A 16,171-nucleotide genomic window follows, 5' to 3' on the forward strand; every position below is an offset into this window, starting at 1 on the left:
GGCAGCGGCTAATGACGCGGCGAGGGATACGCGACCCTGCGGCTGTGACAGAAGTGTGACGGGAGCCTGATGCAACTCTTACCCTGCGCTGCGCGGTAGCGTGGCGGCATGGCACCGAATCCCTCTCCGCCGGCGGAGCCCCAGGACAGTCCCGAAGAGTACGTCGGCCTCGATGCCGCCGACGCCGAGCGGCTCGCTCGGGAGCGGGGGTGGTCGACCGTGCGGTCGCTGCCGCCGGACGCGGTCATCACCATGGAGTACCGGGTGGGCCGGCTGAACTTCGAGGTGCGGGACGGGCGGGTGGCCCGCGCCTGGAAGGGCTGAGGACCGCCCCCCTGGGTGCACATGCGCGACGAAGGCCCCGTCTCCCTCCTCAGGGAAGCGGGGCCTTCTGCGTGTGCGCGGGGCCGTTGTGCGTACCGGGCCCCGTCGTCAGCCGCCCGTCAGCGGGCGGGCCGGCTGGGTGGTGCCGCGCGGGAGGCGGTGGTCGGCGTGCGGCGGGCGGCGGCTGCCCACCGGGGTGACCGGAGTGCGTTCCGACCGGGCCGTGTGCGGTCCCGGGGCCAGATGCGCCGGCCCTCTGGAGGCACGGGTCGAGGCGACCGGCTCGCGCGCCGGGGCCGACTGCTCGACCGGTGCGCCGCGCGGCCTGAGCACCACCGGCGTGACCGGGACGAGCGGTTCCGGCACGGGCCGGCCGCGGCGGACGCGCCAGCGGTCGCGCAGGTCGAACAGCGCGGTCTCGGACTTGGCGATCAGGGGCTCGAACCACGGCAGGGCGAGCAGGATCAGCAGGCCCGCGGCCCAGCCCAGCAGGACGTCGCTCAGCCAGTGCGTACCGAGGTAGACGGTGGTGAGGCCGACGCCCAGCGAGGTGATCGCGGACAGTGCCGACAGCCAGCGGCGCGCCCTCGGGGTGGAGGCCAGATAGGCCAGGATGCCCCAGGTGACGACCGCGTTGGCGGTGTGGCCGCTGGGAAATATATCGCCGCCCCGCATCATCTCGTTCGAGCCGATCACGGTCGCGTAGTGCGGACCGAGGCGCCCCATGCCGTACTTGGCGGCGCCGACCGTGATGTTCAGCAGCAGCAGCGAGGTGGCGAGGGTGAGCAGTGGGCGGAGGGTGTGCTGCCGCCAGGAGCGCCAGCCGAGCCAGGCCGCGACCATCACCGCGGTGGGGCCGCGCTGGCCGAGCACCACGTAGTAGTCGAGGAAGGCGTGGATCTGCGGCCACTGCTGGTACGGCCGGAAGAACATGACCTGCCAGTCGAGCCGGACCAGCCAGGACGTGATCACCACGGCCCACACGATGGCCAGGTAGAAAGCCAGGGTCGCGGTGAACAGAACGACCCGGTGCCGGCTCATCCTTGGCACATCGATGTGGGCCGGTCGTTCCGGCTCACGGTCGAGTCTGGCGAACACCCGGTCCAGACGCCGGGTGAGGTTTCGTTCGGTACGCACCCAATCGACGTTACAGCGAGTGAGCTGTGTTCCCGGTCGAAACAGCGGGTTTGTGATGACGATGTGATGTGGGAAACCTCTCAAGGGCGGCCAGAATTCCAGGTATTCCGCAATCCTGTGGGGCCCTTTCCTGCAATTCCTTTGATCATGCCGGGCGTTGTTTATATGGCACTTATGAATGCGTTAACCCGGCCCTGGCGCGGAATTTTCCGGAGCGTCACCGGTGGGAGAAGTCGATCACGGGGGCCCGGAGCCGTTCAGCCAGAACGCCCCGTAGACCGCCGTGGCGAGGGCCAACCCGGTCGTGACCAGCGCGGATCGGGAGGTGCGCAGCCGGGCGAGGGCGCAGGCGAGCGGCAGCAGCACGGGGAAGGCGGGCATCAGCAGCCGCGGCTTGGAGCCGAAGTAGCTCGACGCGCACAGGGCGAGGGCGAGCACGACACCCGTGTACACCAGCAGTCCGACCGGCTGACGCCTTCGGACGCCGGTCGCGTACAGCCAGAGCAGCAGGGCCACCCCGATGATCAGACCGGCGCCCGCGAACGCGGTCGGAAATGACGTGAACTTGTCGGCCACGAAGCGCGCGAAGGCATAGCCGCCGTCGAACCCGTTGCGCCATCCGGCCTGGACGTCCAGATATCCGAACACTCCCTTCCCGGTCCGCTGCCCGACCCAGAGCACGTATCCGGCGGCGCCGAGCGGAGCGATCACCATGCCGAGCACGCGACGCCACAGCGGGGCGCGCGGGGTGCCGGAGGCATGAGTGACAAGCGGGAGCTCAGGTCTTCGTGGGTTGCGCGAGGTGGTGTGTGTGCCCGGTGTGCGAGCTGGGGCTTGTGTGACGCCAGACACGCCGGATGTGTGCGCCGGGGCGTGCTCGTTGTCGTACGCGCCGGGCGTGCGCATCACGCTCCGCTCCCGCACGAACGAGATCACGCCCGCCACCCACACCGCCGCGACCACCGCGGCCCCCACCGGCCGGGTCAGCCCCGCAAGACCCGCCAGCGTGCCCGCGGTGATCCACCGTCCGGTCAGCAGCGCGTACAGCGACCAGGCCGCCAGCGCCGTGAACAGCGACTCGCTGTACGCCATCGACTGCACGATCCCGACCGGCAGCACCGCCCACAGCAGCACGGCGCAGACGCCCGCCCGCGAGCCGTACACCCGCTCGGCGACGGCGAAGATCCCGCAGGCCGCGGCGAGCGAGGCGAGCAGGCTGACGACGAAACCGGCGTCCGCGTACGACAGCGGCAGGGCCGCGTGCCCCAGCCGCTCCAGCCACGGCAGCAGCGGGAAGAACGCCAGGTTGGAGTGCACGTCGCCGTTCGGCAGCCGCACCTCGTAGCCGTACCCCAGCTCGGCGACCCGGGTGTACCACAGCGCGTCCCAGCGTGCCGTCAGCAGCGTGTACGCACTCTTGCCGCGCGCGGCGCTCCACACGGCCAGCACCACCAGCCCCAGGGCGCGCACCGCCGCATAGCCCAGGAGGGCCGGTACCGCCCGGCGCAGGAGTGGGGCGTGGAGGGGGTCCACGCGCGTGTCAAGATCGGTCACGGACCCGATTATCGACGGGCGGCGGAACCGCACCGGCCTCCGGGGCGTGGTCAGGAAGGGGCGACGTGGCGTACGCCACACGGGTTCCTTCGCGCGTGTGAGAGGTCCGCCATGTGTCCCCGTGGCGAACTCGCGTACGCTGACGAGTCACCCGCGTGGGTTTGCGCGGGCCGGAGACCCCGCTCCTCTCCGGCCGTACGACAGGGAGTCCCCACCCCGTCGGTCCGCCCCGCGCGCGGCATATCTGGGAGGTACGTACATGTCCGGGACGACCACGGCTGCCGTGGCCCCGAGCCGTCGGCCGGCCGGGGCCGGTGCGAGCCGCTGGGTCGTCCTCGTCGTCCTCTGTGTCAGCCTGCTGCTCGTCGCCCTCGACGCGACCGTGCTGCACGTGGCGGTCCCCGCCGTCACCGAGGACCTCAGGCCCAGTGCCATAGAACTGCTCTGGATCGTCGACGTCTATCCGCTGGTCTGCGCCTCGCTGCTGATCCTCTTCGGCACCCTCGGCGACCGGGTCGGCCGCAGGCGCGTCCTGCTGCTCGGCTACGGCCTGTTCGGCGTCGCCTCCGCCGTGGCCGCCCTCGCACAGACGGCGGAGATGCTGATCCTGGCCCGCGCACTGCTCGGCGTCGGCGGCGCCATGATCATGCCGGCGACCCTGTCGATCCTGCGTCAGGTCTTCCCCGACCGGCGCGAACGCGCGCTCGCGATCGGCATCTGGAGCGCGGTGGCCGCCGTCGGCGCGGCCGTCGGCCCGCTGCTCGGCGGCTTCCTGCTGGAGCACTTCTGGTGGGGCGCGGTCTTCCTCGTCAACATCCCGCTGATGCTGGTCAGCCTTCCGGTCGGCCGGATCCTGCTGCCCGAGTCCCGCGGTGACCGCAGCGGCCCGTGGGACGTCGTCGGCGCCCTGATGGCGGCCGGCGGTCTCTTCGGCGTCGTCCTCGGCGTGAAGCGGCTGGGCGGGGGAGAGGCGTCGGCGAGTCCCTTCACCGTGCTGCCGCTGCTGGTCGGCGCGGCCCTCCTCGTCCTCTTCGTGCGGCGGCAGCGCAGGCTTGCGCATCCGCTGGTGGATCTGCGGATGTTCCGCCGGCCCGCGTTCAGCACCTCGGTGGGCTGCATCGTGCTGGCGATGCTCGCGCTGGTCGGCCTGGAGCTGATCGCCGCCCAGTACCTGCAACTGGTGCTCGGGCTCTCCCCGCTGCAGACCGGCCTGAGGCTGCTGCCCCTGACCGTCGCGGCGATGGCGGCCGGACTGGCGGGCGCGCGGATGCTGCGCCGCTTCGGGCCGCGCCGGATGGTCTGCTTCGGCTTCTGCCTCACCACCGCCGCGGTCCTGACGCTCACCGCGATGGGCGGCACCGACAACGCACCGCTGCTGCTCTCCGGTTTCGTGCTGCTCGGCTTCGGTCTGGAGACCACGCTCTTCGGGGCGTACGAGTCGATGCTCAGCGAGGCCCAGGCGGACCAGGCCGGCGGGGCGGCCGCGATCGGCGAGACGTCGTACCAGCTCGGCGCCGGCATCGGCATCGCCCTGCTGGGCAGCGTGATGAACGCGGCCTACGCCCCGCATCTGCGCTCGGTGCCGGGCGTTCCGCACCACGCGTCGGCGCGGGCGGGCCACTCGCTCGGCGAGGCCTACGAGGTCGCCGGACGGCTGGGCGGCCCCACCGGGGCGGCGCTGCGCCGGGTCGCACGGGAGTCCTTCGTGCACGGGCTGCATGTGACGCTGCTGGTGAGCGCCGGCCTGTTGCTGCTGGGCGCGGTGATGGCGCTGCGGCTGCCGCGGGTCATGCAGTGCGCGGAACCGACGGCGGCGGTGGAGGCGGTGGAGCTGCCGGCGCCGCGGGACGTGGTGGAGTCCCGCGTCTCGGCCTGAGCTGCCCGGCGTACTGGACGTGCAGGACACCGCGCCGTAACGTCGGCGGCACCTGCCTGATTAGCGCTGCTAGTTTTCTGTGTGCCGGAGGGTGTCCCATGTCCGCGTCCGCGAAGTTGCCCCCTTTCGATCCCGCCGACCCGCTCGGGATCGACGACCTGCTGGAACCGGAGGACCTGGCCGTGCGGGACACCGTGCGGGCCTGGGCGGCGGACCGGGTGCTGCCGTACGTCGCCGAGTGGTACGAGAAGGGCGAGCTGCCCGGCATCCGTGAACTCGCGCGCGAACTCGGCTCCCTCGGTGCCCTGGGCATGTCCCTGACCGGATATGGCTGCGCGGGGGCGACGGCCGTGCAGTACGGCCTGGCCTGCCTGGAGCTGGAGGCCGCCGACTCCGGCATCCGGTCCCTCGTCTCCGTGCAGGGCTCGCTCGCCATGTACGCGATCCACCGGTTCGGCAGCGAGGAGCAGAAGCAGCAGTGGCTGCCCCGCATGGCGGCCGGCGAGGTGATCGGCTGCTTCGGGCTGACCGAGCCCGACCACGGCTCCGACCCCGCCTCCATGCGCACCCACGCCAAGCGCGACGGCGACGACTGGGTGCTGAGCGGCCGCAAGATGTGGATCACCAACGGGTCGGTCGCCGGGGTGGCCGTCGTCTGGGCGCAGACCGAGGACGGCATCCGCGGTTTCGTGGTCCCCACCGACACCCCCGGCTTCTCGGCGCCGGAGATCAAGCACAAGTGGTCCCTGCGCGCCTCCGTCACCAGCGAACTGGTGATGGACGACGTACGGCTGCCCGCGGACGCCGTACTCCCGGAGGTCACCGGACTGCGCGGACCGCTCAGCTGTCTGTCCCACGCCCGGTACGGCATCGTCTGGGGTGCGATGGGCGCGGCGCGCAGCAGCTTCGAGGCGGCGGTCGACTACGCGAAGACGCGGGAGCAGTTCGGGCGGCCCATCGGCGGCTTCCAGCTCACCCAGGCCAAGCTCGCCGACATGGCGGTGGAACTGCACAAGGGGATCCTGCTCGCCCACCATCTGGGGCGGCGGATGGACGCCGGCCGCCTGCGCCCCGAGCAGGTCAGCTTCGGCAAGCTCAACAACGTCCGCGAGGCCATCGAGATCTGCCGTACGGCGCGGACGATCCTCGGTGCCAACGGGATCTCCCTGGAATACCCCGTGATGCGGCACGCGACCAACCTCGAGTCGGTGCTCACCTACGAGGGCACCGTCGAGATGCACCAGCTCGTGCTGGGCAAGGCGCTCACCGGGCTCGACGCCTTCCGCTGATCCCCGTCAGCAGGCAGGGCCGGTGAGCGGCCCTGCCTCAGCTCTGGTTGAAGAAGCCGTCCTCGCGGTGGGCGGACGCCTCGCCGCTGATGATCTGGGTGTCGGCCGGCGTGAGCAGGAACACCCGGTTGGACACGCGGTCGATCGAGCCGCGCAGACCGAAGATGAGCCCCGCCGCGAAGTCCACGACCCGCTTGGCGTCGCCCGGCTCCATGTTGGTGAGGTTCATGATGACCGGGACCCCGTCCCGGAACAGCTCACCGATGGCGCGGGCGTCCCGGAAGCTGTCCGGGGTGACCGTGCCGATCCGGCGCCCCTTCTCCTCGGCCGTGTCCGAGGCCACCTTCACGCGGGGGTCGGTGACCCAGGCGCCCTCGGACTCGGTGCCCTCGGAGTACTCGTCGTCGTAGTAACGCTCGTCATCGTTGTCGTCGACGAGGCCGAGCCACGCACTCGCCTTGCGTACCGATCCCATGGACGCCTCCTCTCACAGCGGTCTTTTTCTGCTTTCCGCGTCCCTATGGTCATCCATGATGCGGACGGCGCGCCAAGTGGATAGACGCCGCGCGGGGGGTTTGTGACGGTACTGGTGCACAGCCGATCCGTCGAGAGTCCTTGTGCCCCAAGGGTCGTTACTCATACGGCTGCTGACTGAGAGTGAAATATGATAGTCGTCGGCGGATGGGTGATGATCGGTGCGTCCGGGTGAACGTCAACGTCGTACCACATCACGGGGGATCGTCGTGTTCGGAATCGTCAGACCGTGCTCTCATCGGCTCGGTGAACGTCTCAAGGCCGAGTGGATGGCGCACTTGTGCGGGCTCTGCCTCGCACTGCGCCGCGATCACGGGCAACTCGCGCGCATCGTGACGAACTATGACGGGCTTCTCATATCGGTCCTGACGGAGGCTCAGACGGGACGGACCGCCGACGGCCGCCGCACGGCCGGGCCGTGCGCGCTGCGCGGGATGCGCACCGCGTCCGTCGCCCGGGGCGAGGGCGCCCGGCTCGCCGCCGCCGTCTCGCTGGTGCTCGCCGCGGCGAAGGTGCGCGATCATGTCGCCGACCGGGACGGGCTGCTGGCCCGCCGCCCCATGGCCGCCGCCGCGCGCCGGGTCGCCGCGGGCTGGGGCCGGGCCGGTGCCCACAGCGGCGCCGCGGTCGGCTTCGACACCGGCGTCCTTGTCGAGGCCGTCGACCGGCAGCTGGGCCTGGAGACCCTCGCCGGGTACGGCACCCCGGTCCTGACCGTCACCGAGCCGACCGAGAGCGCGACCGCCGCCGCCTTCGCCCACACCGCGGTGCTGGCCGGACGGCCGGGCAACGCGACTCCTCTCGCCGAGGCGGGCCGGCTCTTCGGCCGGCTCGCGCATCTGCTGGACGCGGTGGAGGACCAGGAGGCCGACGCCGCGTCGGGCGCCTGGAACCCGCTCACCGCCACGGGCACCTCCCGGGCCGAGGCCCGCCGGCTCGCCGACGACGCCGTGCACGGCATCCGGCTCGCCTTGCGGGAGGCCGAGTTCGCCGACGGCAGGCTGGTCCATCGGCTGCTCGTGCACGAGCTGGAGCGCTCCGTGGAGCGTGCGTTCGGCACCCGCTCGTGCGGACACGCGCCCGAGGCCTCGTTCGGACCGCCGCCCGGTCACCACGCGCCGAACACGCCGGGCCACCCGTACGGCAACCCCTTCGGCGGGCAGCCGCCGCACCCGGACAAGCGCGGCTTCTGGGCCGGGTGCGCGGCGGCCCTCGGCCTGTGCTGCACCTGCAAGGTGTGCTGCGCCGACGAGTTCGAGGGCCCTTGGTCGCGGAAGAGGCGCGAGGGCTGCTGCACCGACTGCGACTGTGACTGCGACCTCTCGTGCTGCGAGGCCTGCCAGTGCTGCGAGTGCTGCGAGTGCTGCGAGTGCTGCGAGTGCTGCTCGGGCTGTGACTGCGGGGTGTGACTGCGGGTTGTGTCCGCTGGTTGTGACCGCCCGAACCGTCCCGCTCAGTTCTTCTGTTCCGGCGGGCTGATCCGCGACGTGGTGATGGCCGAGCCCGTCGTGCCCCACTTCCTGAGGATCTTCTCGTACGTGCCGTCGGCCAGCAGCCTGTTCACCGCCGCCTGGAAGGCGGGCGCCCACTTCGTGCCCTTCTTGAAGGCGAAGCCCACGTCCAGGCGGTGGTACTCGTTGAGGAACTTCAGGCCCTGCTGGTGGGCCACGGCGTAGCGCAGGCCGTTGATGGTGGACATCACCACATCGCTGCGGCCCTGCTGGACGGAGGACCAGATCGCGCTCGGCTCGGAGTACGTCTGCACCTGGTACGGCTTCTTGCCGGCGTCGGTGCAGACGTGCTTGTTCTCCGCCAGCGTGGCCTCGAAGGTCGTGCCGGCGCCGGTCGCCACGTTCAGCCCGCAGAGCTGCTTCAGATCGGTGATCTTCGTCAGCTTGCTGTCCGTGCGGGCGGCGAAGCCCTGGCCGTCGTTGACGTAGGTGACGAAGTCGATGGTCCTGCGGCGCTCGTCGGTGACGCCGAAGTTGGACGCGCCGAAGTCGTACTTGCCGCTGTCCAGCGCGGGCAGGATCGCCTCGAAACTCGCCTGCTCCACCTTCAGCTTGATGCCGAGCACCTTGGCGACCGCCTTGGTGAAGTCGACGTCCTGGCCGGTCAGTGTCCTTCCGTCGGACAGATAGGTGGTGCCGGGCGGCGTGCCGCCGACGCTGATAGCGACGGTGAGGCGGGTGGTGCCGGCGGGCAGCAGCTTCGCCGCCGCGTCGTCCTTCTTCTCGGCCGAGACGACATCGGTGGTGGGCACCTGGTCGGACTTGGCGGCCACCGCGGACGTGCCCGTCCCGTCCGAGCCGCACGCGGTGAGAAGCAGGGTGGCGGCCGTGATGCCGACAAAAGGTGCAACGAGGCGCGTACGCATCGGGGCGGTCTCCTGGGAGCAGACAGGGTGGCGGAGCGCGAGGGGAGGGGAGTGCGCGTGAAGGCGAGGGAGATGAAGAGGGAGAACGCGAGTGCGCCCGCCCGGAGGGCAGGCGCTTGCAGGGGGTCAGCTCAACAGGAGGAGGACCACACGCGACCGAAGTCGATGTGGGAGCGGGTGACCAGCCACTGCTGTGGATGCATGGGCCAAGTGGAACAGGCATCCGGTTCCGCGTCAACTGACTTGAGACGTACGGCTCACAGTTCGGACAGCCTTGACAGCGGCGGGAAACGCCCACGTACTCTCGGTGGACGGCCCTGCTGAGGGGCTCGGCCGTGTGAAGGCGCCACCTGACTCTTTCGTGTCACGGAGCCTTCGCATGTCATCCGACACCCTCGCCAAAGTCCCCACCGCTGCCGGGACACCCGAGCCCGGCCACGTCCCGCGGATCGTCCCGCAGCGCCGGTACGGCCAGTGGACGGCAGCCGTCGTCGTGCTCGTGCTGCTCGGGCTCGCCGTCACCTCCGTCCTGCGCAACAGGGCGTTCCAGTGGGACGTCGTCGCCGAGTACGTCACCTCCGGATCCATCCTGCGCGGGCTCTGGCTCACGCTGTGGCTGACCGCGGTCGTGATGGTCCTCGGCTTCGCCCTCGGCACCTTGCTCGCCGCCTTCCGGCTCTCCGCCAACCCCGTGCTGCGAGCGGTCAGTTGGGGCTATGTGTGGCTGTTCCGGTCGATCCCGATCCTGGTGCAGCTGCTGCTGTGGTTCAACATCGGGGCGCTGTACCCGCAGGTGCTCGGCGTGAGGACCGTCAACCTGCTCACCCCGGTCGCCGTCGCGATCGTCGGACTCACCCTGCACGAGGCCGCCTTCGCCGCCGAGGTCGTCCGGGCCGGCATCCTCTCCGTCGACCGCGGGCAGATCGAGGCCGCCCAGGCGCTCGGCCTGAGCCGGTCGCGGCGCTGGTGGCGGATCGTGCTGCCACAGGCCATGCGCTCCATCGTGCCGCCCGCCGGCAACATGCTCGTCGGCACCCTCAAGGGCACCTCGATCGTCAGCGTCATCGCCGTCAACGACCTGCTGTTCTCCGCCCAGCTGATCTACCACCAGACCTATCAGGTGATCCCGCTGCTCATGGTCGCGACCCTCTGGTACGCGGTCGTCACCTCGGTTCTCGGCCTCGGCCAGCACTACATCGAGAAGTACTACGCGCGCGGCACGGAGAACGCCCGATGAGGCCGCAGCTGGTGATCGTGGGAGCCGGGCCGCGGGGGACCGGTCTGCTGGAACGCATCGCCGCCAACGCCCCCGAGCTGTACGCCGGTTCGGGCCTCGACATCCACCTGGTCGACCCGTATCCGCCGGGCGGCGGACGCATCTGGCGCCAGGCGCAGTCACCGCTGCTGTGGATGAACTCGCACGCCGAGGACGTCACCATGTTCACCGACGAGACGGTGGCCATGGACGGCCCGGTGCGCGAGGGCCCCACCCTGCACGAGTGGGCGGGCCTCGACGGGGGCACCTTCGCCGACCGGCAGCTCCAGGGCCGCTATCTGCGCTGGGTGTACGAGCGCGCACGGGCCGAACTGCCCGAGGGCGTCACCGTCCACCACCATCCCCGGCGCGCCCTGCGGATCAGCGGCCCGCGCGAGGGCCGCCAGCAGGTGTGGCTGGAGGGCCGACCACGTCCCCTCCCCGCCGATCTGGTGGTCCTCGCGATCGGCCACCTGGACGCCGAACCCGACGGCGAGCAGAGCGCGTTGGCCGCCTACGCCCGCGAGCACGGCCTGGTGCACCTGCCGCCCGACTTCACGGCCGACAGTGACCTGTCCCCGCTGCGGCCCGGTGAACCCGTCCTCGTGCGCGGCTTCGGACTGGCCTTCGTCGACCTGATGGTGCTGCTCACCGAGGGGCGCGGGGGGCGGTACGAGGGCGACACCTACGTTCCCTCGGGGCGGGAGCCGGTGCTCTACGTGGGCTCGCGGCGCGGAGTGCCGTACCACGCGAAGATCGGCTACGACTGGACCGGCGACCGGCCCCCGCTGCCCCGCTTCCTGGGGCCGGCCGAGGTCGAGGCCCTGCCGGCCGGACCGGAGGGCCTCGACTTCCGGCGCGATGTGTGGCCGCTGGTGGAGAAGGAGCTGGGCTTCGCCCACTACCACCGCCTCTTCACCGCCCACGCCGAGCGCACGGCCATGGCCTGGGCCGACTTCGAGGAGAAGTACGCGGCCGCGAGCGACGTCGCCGAGGTGCAGGCCCTGGCCGCCGCCGCCGTGCCGGATCCGGCCGACCGCCTCGACCTCACCGCGCTCGACCATCCGCTGGACGGGGTGCGGTACGCCTCCCACGAGGACTTCCAGGAGGGCATGCGGCGGTATGTGGAGGCCGACCTGAGCCGACGTCATGACCCGGCCCACAGTGCGGACCTGGGTGTCTTCCTCGGGCTGCTCTCCGTCTACGGGCAGCTCGTCCGCCTCGGGAACACCGGCCCCTGGTGGCACGGCTTCTTCAGCTACCTGGCGTCCGGGCCGCCCGGACCCCGGCTGCGGCAGATGCTCGCGCTGTCCCGGGCCGGCCTGCTCAGGTTCGTCGGCGCCGACATGACCGTCACCGCCGAGGACGGGGTGTTCCGGGCCGCGAGCCGCACCGTGCCGGGCTTCTCCGTCGAGGCCCGCGCCCTGGTCGAGGCCCGGCTGCCCGAGCCCACCGTCGGCCGGGCCCGTGACCGCCTGCTGCGCGAACTGCACACCGACGGCGCCGCCGAGACCCCCGACGGACTGCTCCGGGTCGACCCCGGCGACGGCCGGATCCTCGACGGCGCGGGGCGGCCGCATCCCCGGCGCTTCGCGCTCGGCCCGTACACCGACGCCCGTACCCCCGGCGCCTTCACGCGGCCGCGCACCGGAGGGGCCGCGTTCCGGCAGAACGACGCCACCGCCCGCGCGGCGCTGGCCTTCCTAAGCACCTCACTGAGAAGGGAACTCACGCGATGAGCGTCATGGTCGACATCAGGTCGGTGCACAAGAGCTTCGGCCCGCTCGACGTCCTCAAGGGCATCGACCTCCAGGTGCGCGCCGGTGAGGTGACCGTCGTGCTCGGCCCCTCCGGCTCCGGCAAGTCCACGCTGCTGCGCACCATCAACCACCTGGAGAAGGTGGACCGGGGCGAGATCAGCGTCGACGGCGCGCTGATGGGGTACCGGCGCGCCGGGGACAAGCTGTACGAGCTGCCCGAGCGGGAGGTGCTGCGGCAGCGTACCCGGATCGGGTTCGTCTTCCAGAACTTCAATCTCTTTCCGCACCTCACGGTCCTCGACAACGTCGTCGAGGCCCCGGTGTCCGCCCTGAAACGGCCCCGGAAGGAGGCGGTGGAGGGCGCACGCCGGCTGCTGGAGCGGGTGGGGCTCGGCGACAGGGCCGACGCCTATCCACGGCAGCTGTCCGGCGGCCAGCAGCAGCGGGTCGCCATCGCGCGGGCGCTCGCGCTGGAGCCGAAGCTGCTGCTGTTCGACGAGCCGACCTCGGCGCTCGATCCCGAACTGGTCGGCGAGGTCCTCGACGTCATCCGGGGCCTGGCGGCCCAGGGCACGACGATGATCGTCGTCACCCACGAGATCGCCTTCGCCCGTGAGGTCGCCGACACGGTGGTGTTCATGGCCGACGGCAGAATCGTCGAACAGGGGCCGCCGGGTGAGGTGCTGGACCGGCCGCGGCACGAGCGGACCCGGGCGTTTCTGGCGAAGGTGCTGTGAGGGTGGGCACGAAATGGCAGGAGACGCCGAGGTGAGCGCGCGCTATGGCCGTGGGCTGCCGCATCTCGCCGCCGCCGTCGATCTGCCGGAGTGTTTCGGTGCCGAACCGTACGTCGAGCTGGTCCGGCTGGCCGAGCGCGGTGGGCTGGACTTCGTGACGCTGGACGACTCCTTCGCCCGGCCCGGGCCCGACGCGCTCGCCGTGCTGTCCCGGGCTGCCCCCGCGACCCGGCGCATCGGGCTGGTCCCGACCGTGACCACCACCCACACCGAGCCCTTTGTGGTGCAGGCGGCCGTGGCGACACTGGACTGGGTCAGCGGTGGGCGGGCCGGCTGGCGCATCGAGGTGTCGGCCGGTGCGGGCGAGGCCCGGCTCTTCGGCCGCCGGCCTGCGGCGCCGGTCCGGCAGCTGTGGGACGAGGCGGGCGAAGTCGCCGACGTGGCGGCCAGGTTGTGGGACAGCTGGGAGGACGGCGCCGAGATCCGGGACGCGCCGACCGGCCGCTTCCTGGACCGGGACAAGCTGCACCACGTCGACTTCACCGGCACCGCCTTCTCGGTCCGGGGCCCCTCGACCGTGCCCCGGCCGCCGCAGGGCCACCCCGTCCGTCTGGTCGACGCCACCGAGCGCGAGGCCCGTACCGTCGCCGCCCGGTACGCCGACGTCGCCCTGGTGCGCGCCGCGACCCCGTCGCAGGCCGCCGCCGTACGCCAGGAACTGCGCGCCGGTGCCGCCGGGTTCGGGCGGAACCCGGACACCCTGCGCGTCCTGGTGAGCCTGCTGGTCGACCTCGGTGACGGCGAGCACGCCGCCGAGCCCGGACACGGGGGCGGGGGCCCGCGGGCGACCGTGCGGGGGCCGCTGTACCGGGGCGGCCCCGTCGACCTGGCCGAACTGGTCGCCGGCTGGTACGCCGACGGTGTCACCGACGGCTTCCACCTCGTGCCCGTCGAGCCGCGCCGTGACCTGGAGCGGCTGGTCAACGGCACGGTGGCGCTGCTCCAGCACCGCGGCCTGTTCCGCACCTTCTACCCGGGCGGCACCCTGCGCGAGCACCTGGGCCTGGCCCGGCCCGCCAACCGGTACGCCGGGACCGGGAGGAACGTCATGACCGGGGGAACGTCATGACCGTACGACCGCGGATGCACCTGGCGGTCCGCCTCCCGTCGACCGGTGACACCGCGGTGTGGACACCTCCGCGCACCGGTCCGCGGATCGCCTTCCCCGCCTGCGAACGCCTCGCCCGCACCGCCGAGCGCGGGCGGTTCGACTTCCTGCTGCTCGACGAGGGGCTGCGGCTGCCCGAGCACCGGGGGCGGCTGCACGACCTGGACCCGGTGGGATGGGCCGAACCGGTCGCCATGCTGAACGCGCTCGCGGGGGTCACCGCCCGGCTCGGGCTCGCCGCCACCGTGAACACCGCCTTCGGTGAGCCGTACGAACTCGCCCGTCGGCTCGCCACCCTGGACCAGCTCAGCTCCGGGCGGGCGGCCTGGCACGCGGTGACCGCGACGGACGCCCGCGCCGGGGCGAACTTCCGCGCCGGTGCTCACTTCCGGGACGGCGGCCGTACCGATCCTGCCGAGGCCGTCGTCGCCCGGTCCGGCGAACTCCTTTCGGTGGTACGCGAGTTGTGGCGGTCCTGGACGCCCGACGGGGAGCCGCGGCCGTTCGCGTGCCGCGGTCGGTGCTTCGACATCGAGGGCGAGTTCGGGCTGCCCCGCTCTCCGCAGGGGCATCCCGTGATCATCCAGTCGGGGGAGTCCGAGGAGGCACGGGAGTCGGCCGCTGCCTCGGCCGACGTGCACCTCGTCCGGCACGGCTCGCCGGAGACGGCGCGCGTGCGGTACGCCGACGTCAAGCGGCGGCTCGCGGCACACGGCCGTGCGCCGCGGGACCTGAAGGTCATGCCCGCCGTCACCGTCGTCCTCGGGGACACCGCCGCCGAGGCGCAGGAGCGGGCCGCCGGCCTCAGACGACAGCGGGTCACCCCGCAGTACGCGCTGTACGAGCTGGAGCGGCTCTGGGGCGTGGACCTCGCCGGCCACGACCCCGACGGCCCCCTGCCCGGGATCGCGCCTCGCTTCAGGGACGCCGAAACCCTGGCACGCGTCGGGAGATGGCGGGCGCTGGCGGAGGAGAAGGGGCTCTCCAGCCGGGAGACCGTGATCGAGGCGAGCGGCAGGCAGTCCTTCGTCGGCACGCCCGACTCGGTCGCCGCCGACCTCGACGCCCACGTCCGCCAGCAAGCGGCCGACGGTTTCCTGCTCGCGGCCGACGGGCTGGAGGAGTTCGTGGACCGGGTGGTGCCGCTGCTCCAGGAACGCGGCGCGTTCCGCGCGGAATACCGGGGCGCCACGCTTCGCTCCCATCTCGAGCTGGAGCACCCGGCAGAGGAAGGCCGGGCACAGGTGAAGGGCCGAGCACGGATGAAAGGAAAGTCGGCATGACGACGGACGCAGCCGATGCGTGGAAGCAGTGGCACGAGACGCGGGTCGAGAGGGTCTCGGCGCCCTTCGGGCCGCTGGCGCTGACCGGAACGCACTGGGTCGAGGACTGTCCGGACGGGCGACTCCCGGACATCCCCGGGACCTGGGCGGCCGCGGGAGAGGGCGTGGTGCTCACCGCCGGCGAGGCCGACGGCCTGAGCGTGGACGGACGGCCGTTCGCGGGTGAGGTCCGGCTCGCCGCCGACCGCGGCCCGGAGGCGGAGGCGCGGGTCGCGCTGGGGGACAAGCGGCTGGTCGTGCTGGTGCGCGAGGGGGTCTGGGGAGTGCGGGTCTACGACCCCGCCTCCGCGGCCCGGCGCGCCTTCCGGGGCATCGAGGCCACCCCGTACGACGCCCGCTGGTCGGTGCCGGGCCGGTTCACGCCGTACGACGGCACCCGCACCGTGCGGGTCGGCAACGCGGACGGGCGCGAGCGCGGGCTCGCCCTCGCCGGGGAACTCGCCTTCGCTCTGGCCGGGCAGCAGCTGACGCTGCAGGTCGCGCAGCAGGGCGACGGGCCGCTGTGGGCGGTGTTCGCCGACGCCACCAGCGGCGACACCAGCTTCCGGTTCCGCTTCCTCCACCCGGCCGCGCCGGACGCCGAGGGGCGCACCACCGTCGACTTCAACCGCGCCCAGCTCCCACCGTGCGCCTTCGCCGACCACTTCCTCTGCCCGTTCCCGCCGCCCGGCAACACACTGGACGTGGCGATCGAGGCGGGGGAGCGCGCGATGAGCTGACCCCGTCCTGCGCTGATCCGGTGTCAGGGGACGCCACGTAAAGGTGGTTTAAAGGCCAACGGCCGAAAGGCACTCTTGTGCCGACCGGTCATTCGGCC

The 16,171-nt window shown here is 72.0% G+C and carries 14 protein-coding genes; 10 read left to right on the top strand and 4 right to left on the bottom strand.

Features of this window, described 5'->3' with window-relative positions; all coding sequences use genetic code 11:
* The first annotated feature begins 108 nt into the window (after positions 1–108).
* Positions 109–324, top strand: coding sequence for an I78 family peptidase inhibitor (locus ACFYZB_RS08145; protein WP_388755748.1), 216 nt, complete (start codon positions 109–111; stop codon positions 322–324).
* 108 nt (positions 325–432) lie between these two features.
* Here ACFYZB_RS08145 and ACFYZB_RS08150 read toward each other — a convergent pair whose 3' ends face one another.
* Together ACFYZB_RS08150 and ACFYZB_RS08155 are read right to left on the bottom strand one after the other, a co-directional pair.
* Positions 433–1,461, bottom strand: coding sequence for a phosphatase PAP2 family protein (locus ACFYZB_RS08150; RefSeq protein WP_388755750.1), 1,029 nt, complete (start codon positions 1,459–1,461; stop codon positions 433–435).
* Positions 1,462–1,698: 237 nt separating this feature from the next.
* Positions 1,699–3,015: a glycosyltransferase family 39 protein gene (locus tag ACFYZB_RS08155; protein ID WP_388755753.1), complete on the bottom strand. Its 1,317-nt coding sequence runs from the start codon at positions 3,013–3,015 to the stop codon at positions 1,699–1,701.
* A gap of 259 nt (positions 3,016–3,274) precedes the next feature.
* On the opposite strand from ACFYZB_RS08155, the gene ACFYZB_RS08160 reads away from it, so the two are divergent.
* Both ACFYZB_RS08160 and ACFYZB_RS08165 read left to right on the top strand, forming a co-directional pair.
* Positions 3,275–4,891 (top strand): MFS transporter, encoded by a 1,617-nt coding sequence (locus ACFYZB_RS08160; protein ID WP_388755755.1) that lies wholly within the window; start codon positions 3,275–3,277, stop codon positions 4,889–4,891.
* 98 nt (positions 4,892–4,989) lie between these two features.
* Positions 4,990–6,180 (top strand): acyl-CoA dehydrogenase family protein, encoded by a 1,191-nt coding sequence (locus ACFYZB_RS08165; RefSeq protein ID WP_388755757.1) that lies wholly within the window; start codon positions 4,990–4,992, stop codon positions 6,178–6,180.
* Between the two features lie 37 nt (positions 6,181–6,217).
* On the opposite strand, the gene ACFYZB_RS08170 is transcribed toward ACFYZB_RS08165, so the two are convergent.
* Positions 6,218–6,655 carry a cell division protein SepF gene (locus tag ACFYZB_RS08170; RefSeq protein WP_055710258.1) on the bottom strand — a complete coding sequence of 146 codons (438 nt, stop codon included), beginning with the start codon at positions 6,653–6,655 and terminating at the stop codon, positions 6,218–6,220.
* Positions 6,656–6,923: 268 nt separating this feature from the next.
* Between ACFYZB_RS08170 and ACFYZB_RS08175 the strand changes: the two genes are divergently transcribed.
* Positions 6,924–8,123, top strand: a complete 1,200-nt coding sequence (locus ACFYZB_RS08175; protein ID WP_388755761.1) for a DUF5685 family protein — start codon at positions 6,924–6,926, stop codon at positions 8,121–8,123.
* 44 nt (positions 8,124–8,167) lie between these two features.
* Here ACFYZB_RS08175 and ACFYZB_RS08180 read toward each other — a convergent pair whose 3' ends face one another.
* A complete protein-coding gene (locus tag ACFYZB_RS08180) occupies positions 8,168–9,091 on the bottom strand; it encodes a transporter substrate-binding domain-containing protein (RefSeq protein ID WP_388755764.1) in 924 nt (307 codons plus the stop codon).
* A 379-nt stretch (positions 9,092–9,470) separates the two neighbouring features.
* On the opposite strand from ACFYZB_RS08180, the gene ACFYZB_RS08185 reads away from it, so the two are divergent.
* From ACFYZB_RS08185 to ACFYZB_RS08210, 6 genes are read left to right on the top strand one after another with little or no spacing between them, the layout of a single operon-like run.
* A complete protein-coding gene (locus tag ACFYZB_RS08185; protein ID WP_351206851.1) occupies positions 9,471–10,328 on the top strand; it encodes an amino acid ABC transporter permease in 858 nt (285 codons plus the stop codon).
* Positions 10,325–12,085, top strand: coding sequence for an FAD/NAD(P)-binding protein (locus tag ACFYZB_RS08190; protein WP_388755767.1), 1,761 nt, complete (start codon positions 10,325–10,327; stop codon positions 12,083–12,085). Before ACFYZB_RS08185 ends, ACFYZB_RS08190 begins: the two co-directional genes overlap by 4 nt.
* A complete protein-coding gene (locus tag ACFYZB_RS08195) occupies positions 12,082–12,843 on the top strand; it encodes an amino acid ABC transporter ATP-binding protein (protein ID WP_351206847.1) in 762 nt (253 codons plus the stop codon). The genes ACFYZB_RS08190 and ACFYZB_RS08195 overlap by 4 nt, the downstream gene beginning before the upstream one ends.
* Before the next feature lie 13 nt (positions 12,844–12,856).
* The gene (locus tag ACFYZB_RS08200; protein WP_388755770.1) at positions 12,857–13,972 is read left to right on the top strand and encodes an LLM class flavin-dependent oxidoreductase; all 1,116 of its coding nucleotides are present in this window, start codon (positions 12,857–12,859) and stop codon (positions 13,970–13,972) included.
* Positions 13,969–15,294, top strand: coding sequence for an NtaA/DmoA family FMN-dependent monooxygenase (locus tag ACFYZB_RS08205; protein ID WP_388755773.1), 1,326 nt, complete (start codon positions 13,969–13,971; stop codon positions 15,292–15,294). Before ACFYZB_RS08200 ends, ACFYZB_RS08205 begins: the two co-directional genes overlap by 4 nt.
* Positions 15,291–16,073: a DUF1684 domain-containing protein gene (locus tag ACFYZB_RS08210; RefSeq protein WP_388755776.1), complete on the top strand. Its 783-nt coding sequence runs from the start codon at positions 15,291–15,293 to the stop codon at positions 16,071–16,073. The genes ACFYZB_RS08205 and ACFYZB_RS08210 overlap by 4 nt, the downstream gene beginning before the upstream one ends.
* Positions 16,074–16,171: the final 98 nt, after the last annotated feature.

Source organism: Streptomyces sp. NPDC001852 (genome assembly GCF_042891825.1).
Taxonomy (GTDB): domain Bacteria; phylum Actinomycetota; class Actinomycetes; order Streptomycetales; family Streptomycetaceae; genus Streptomyces.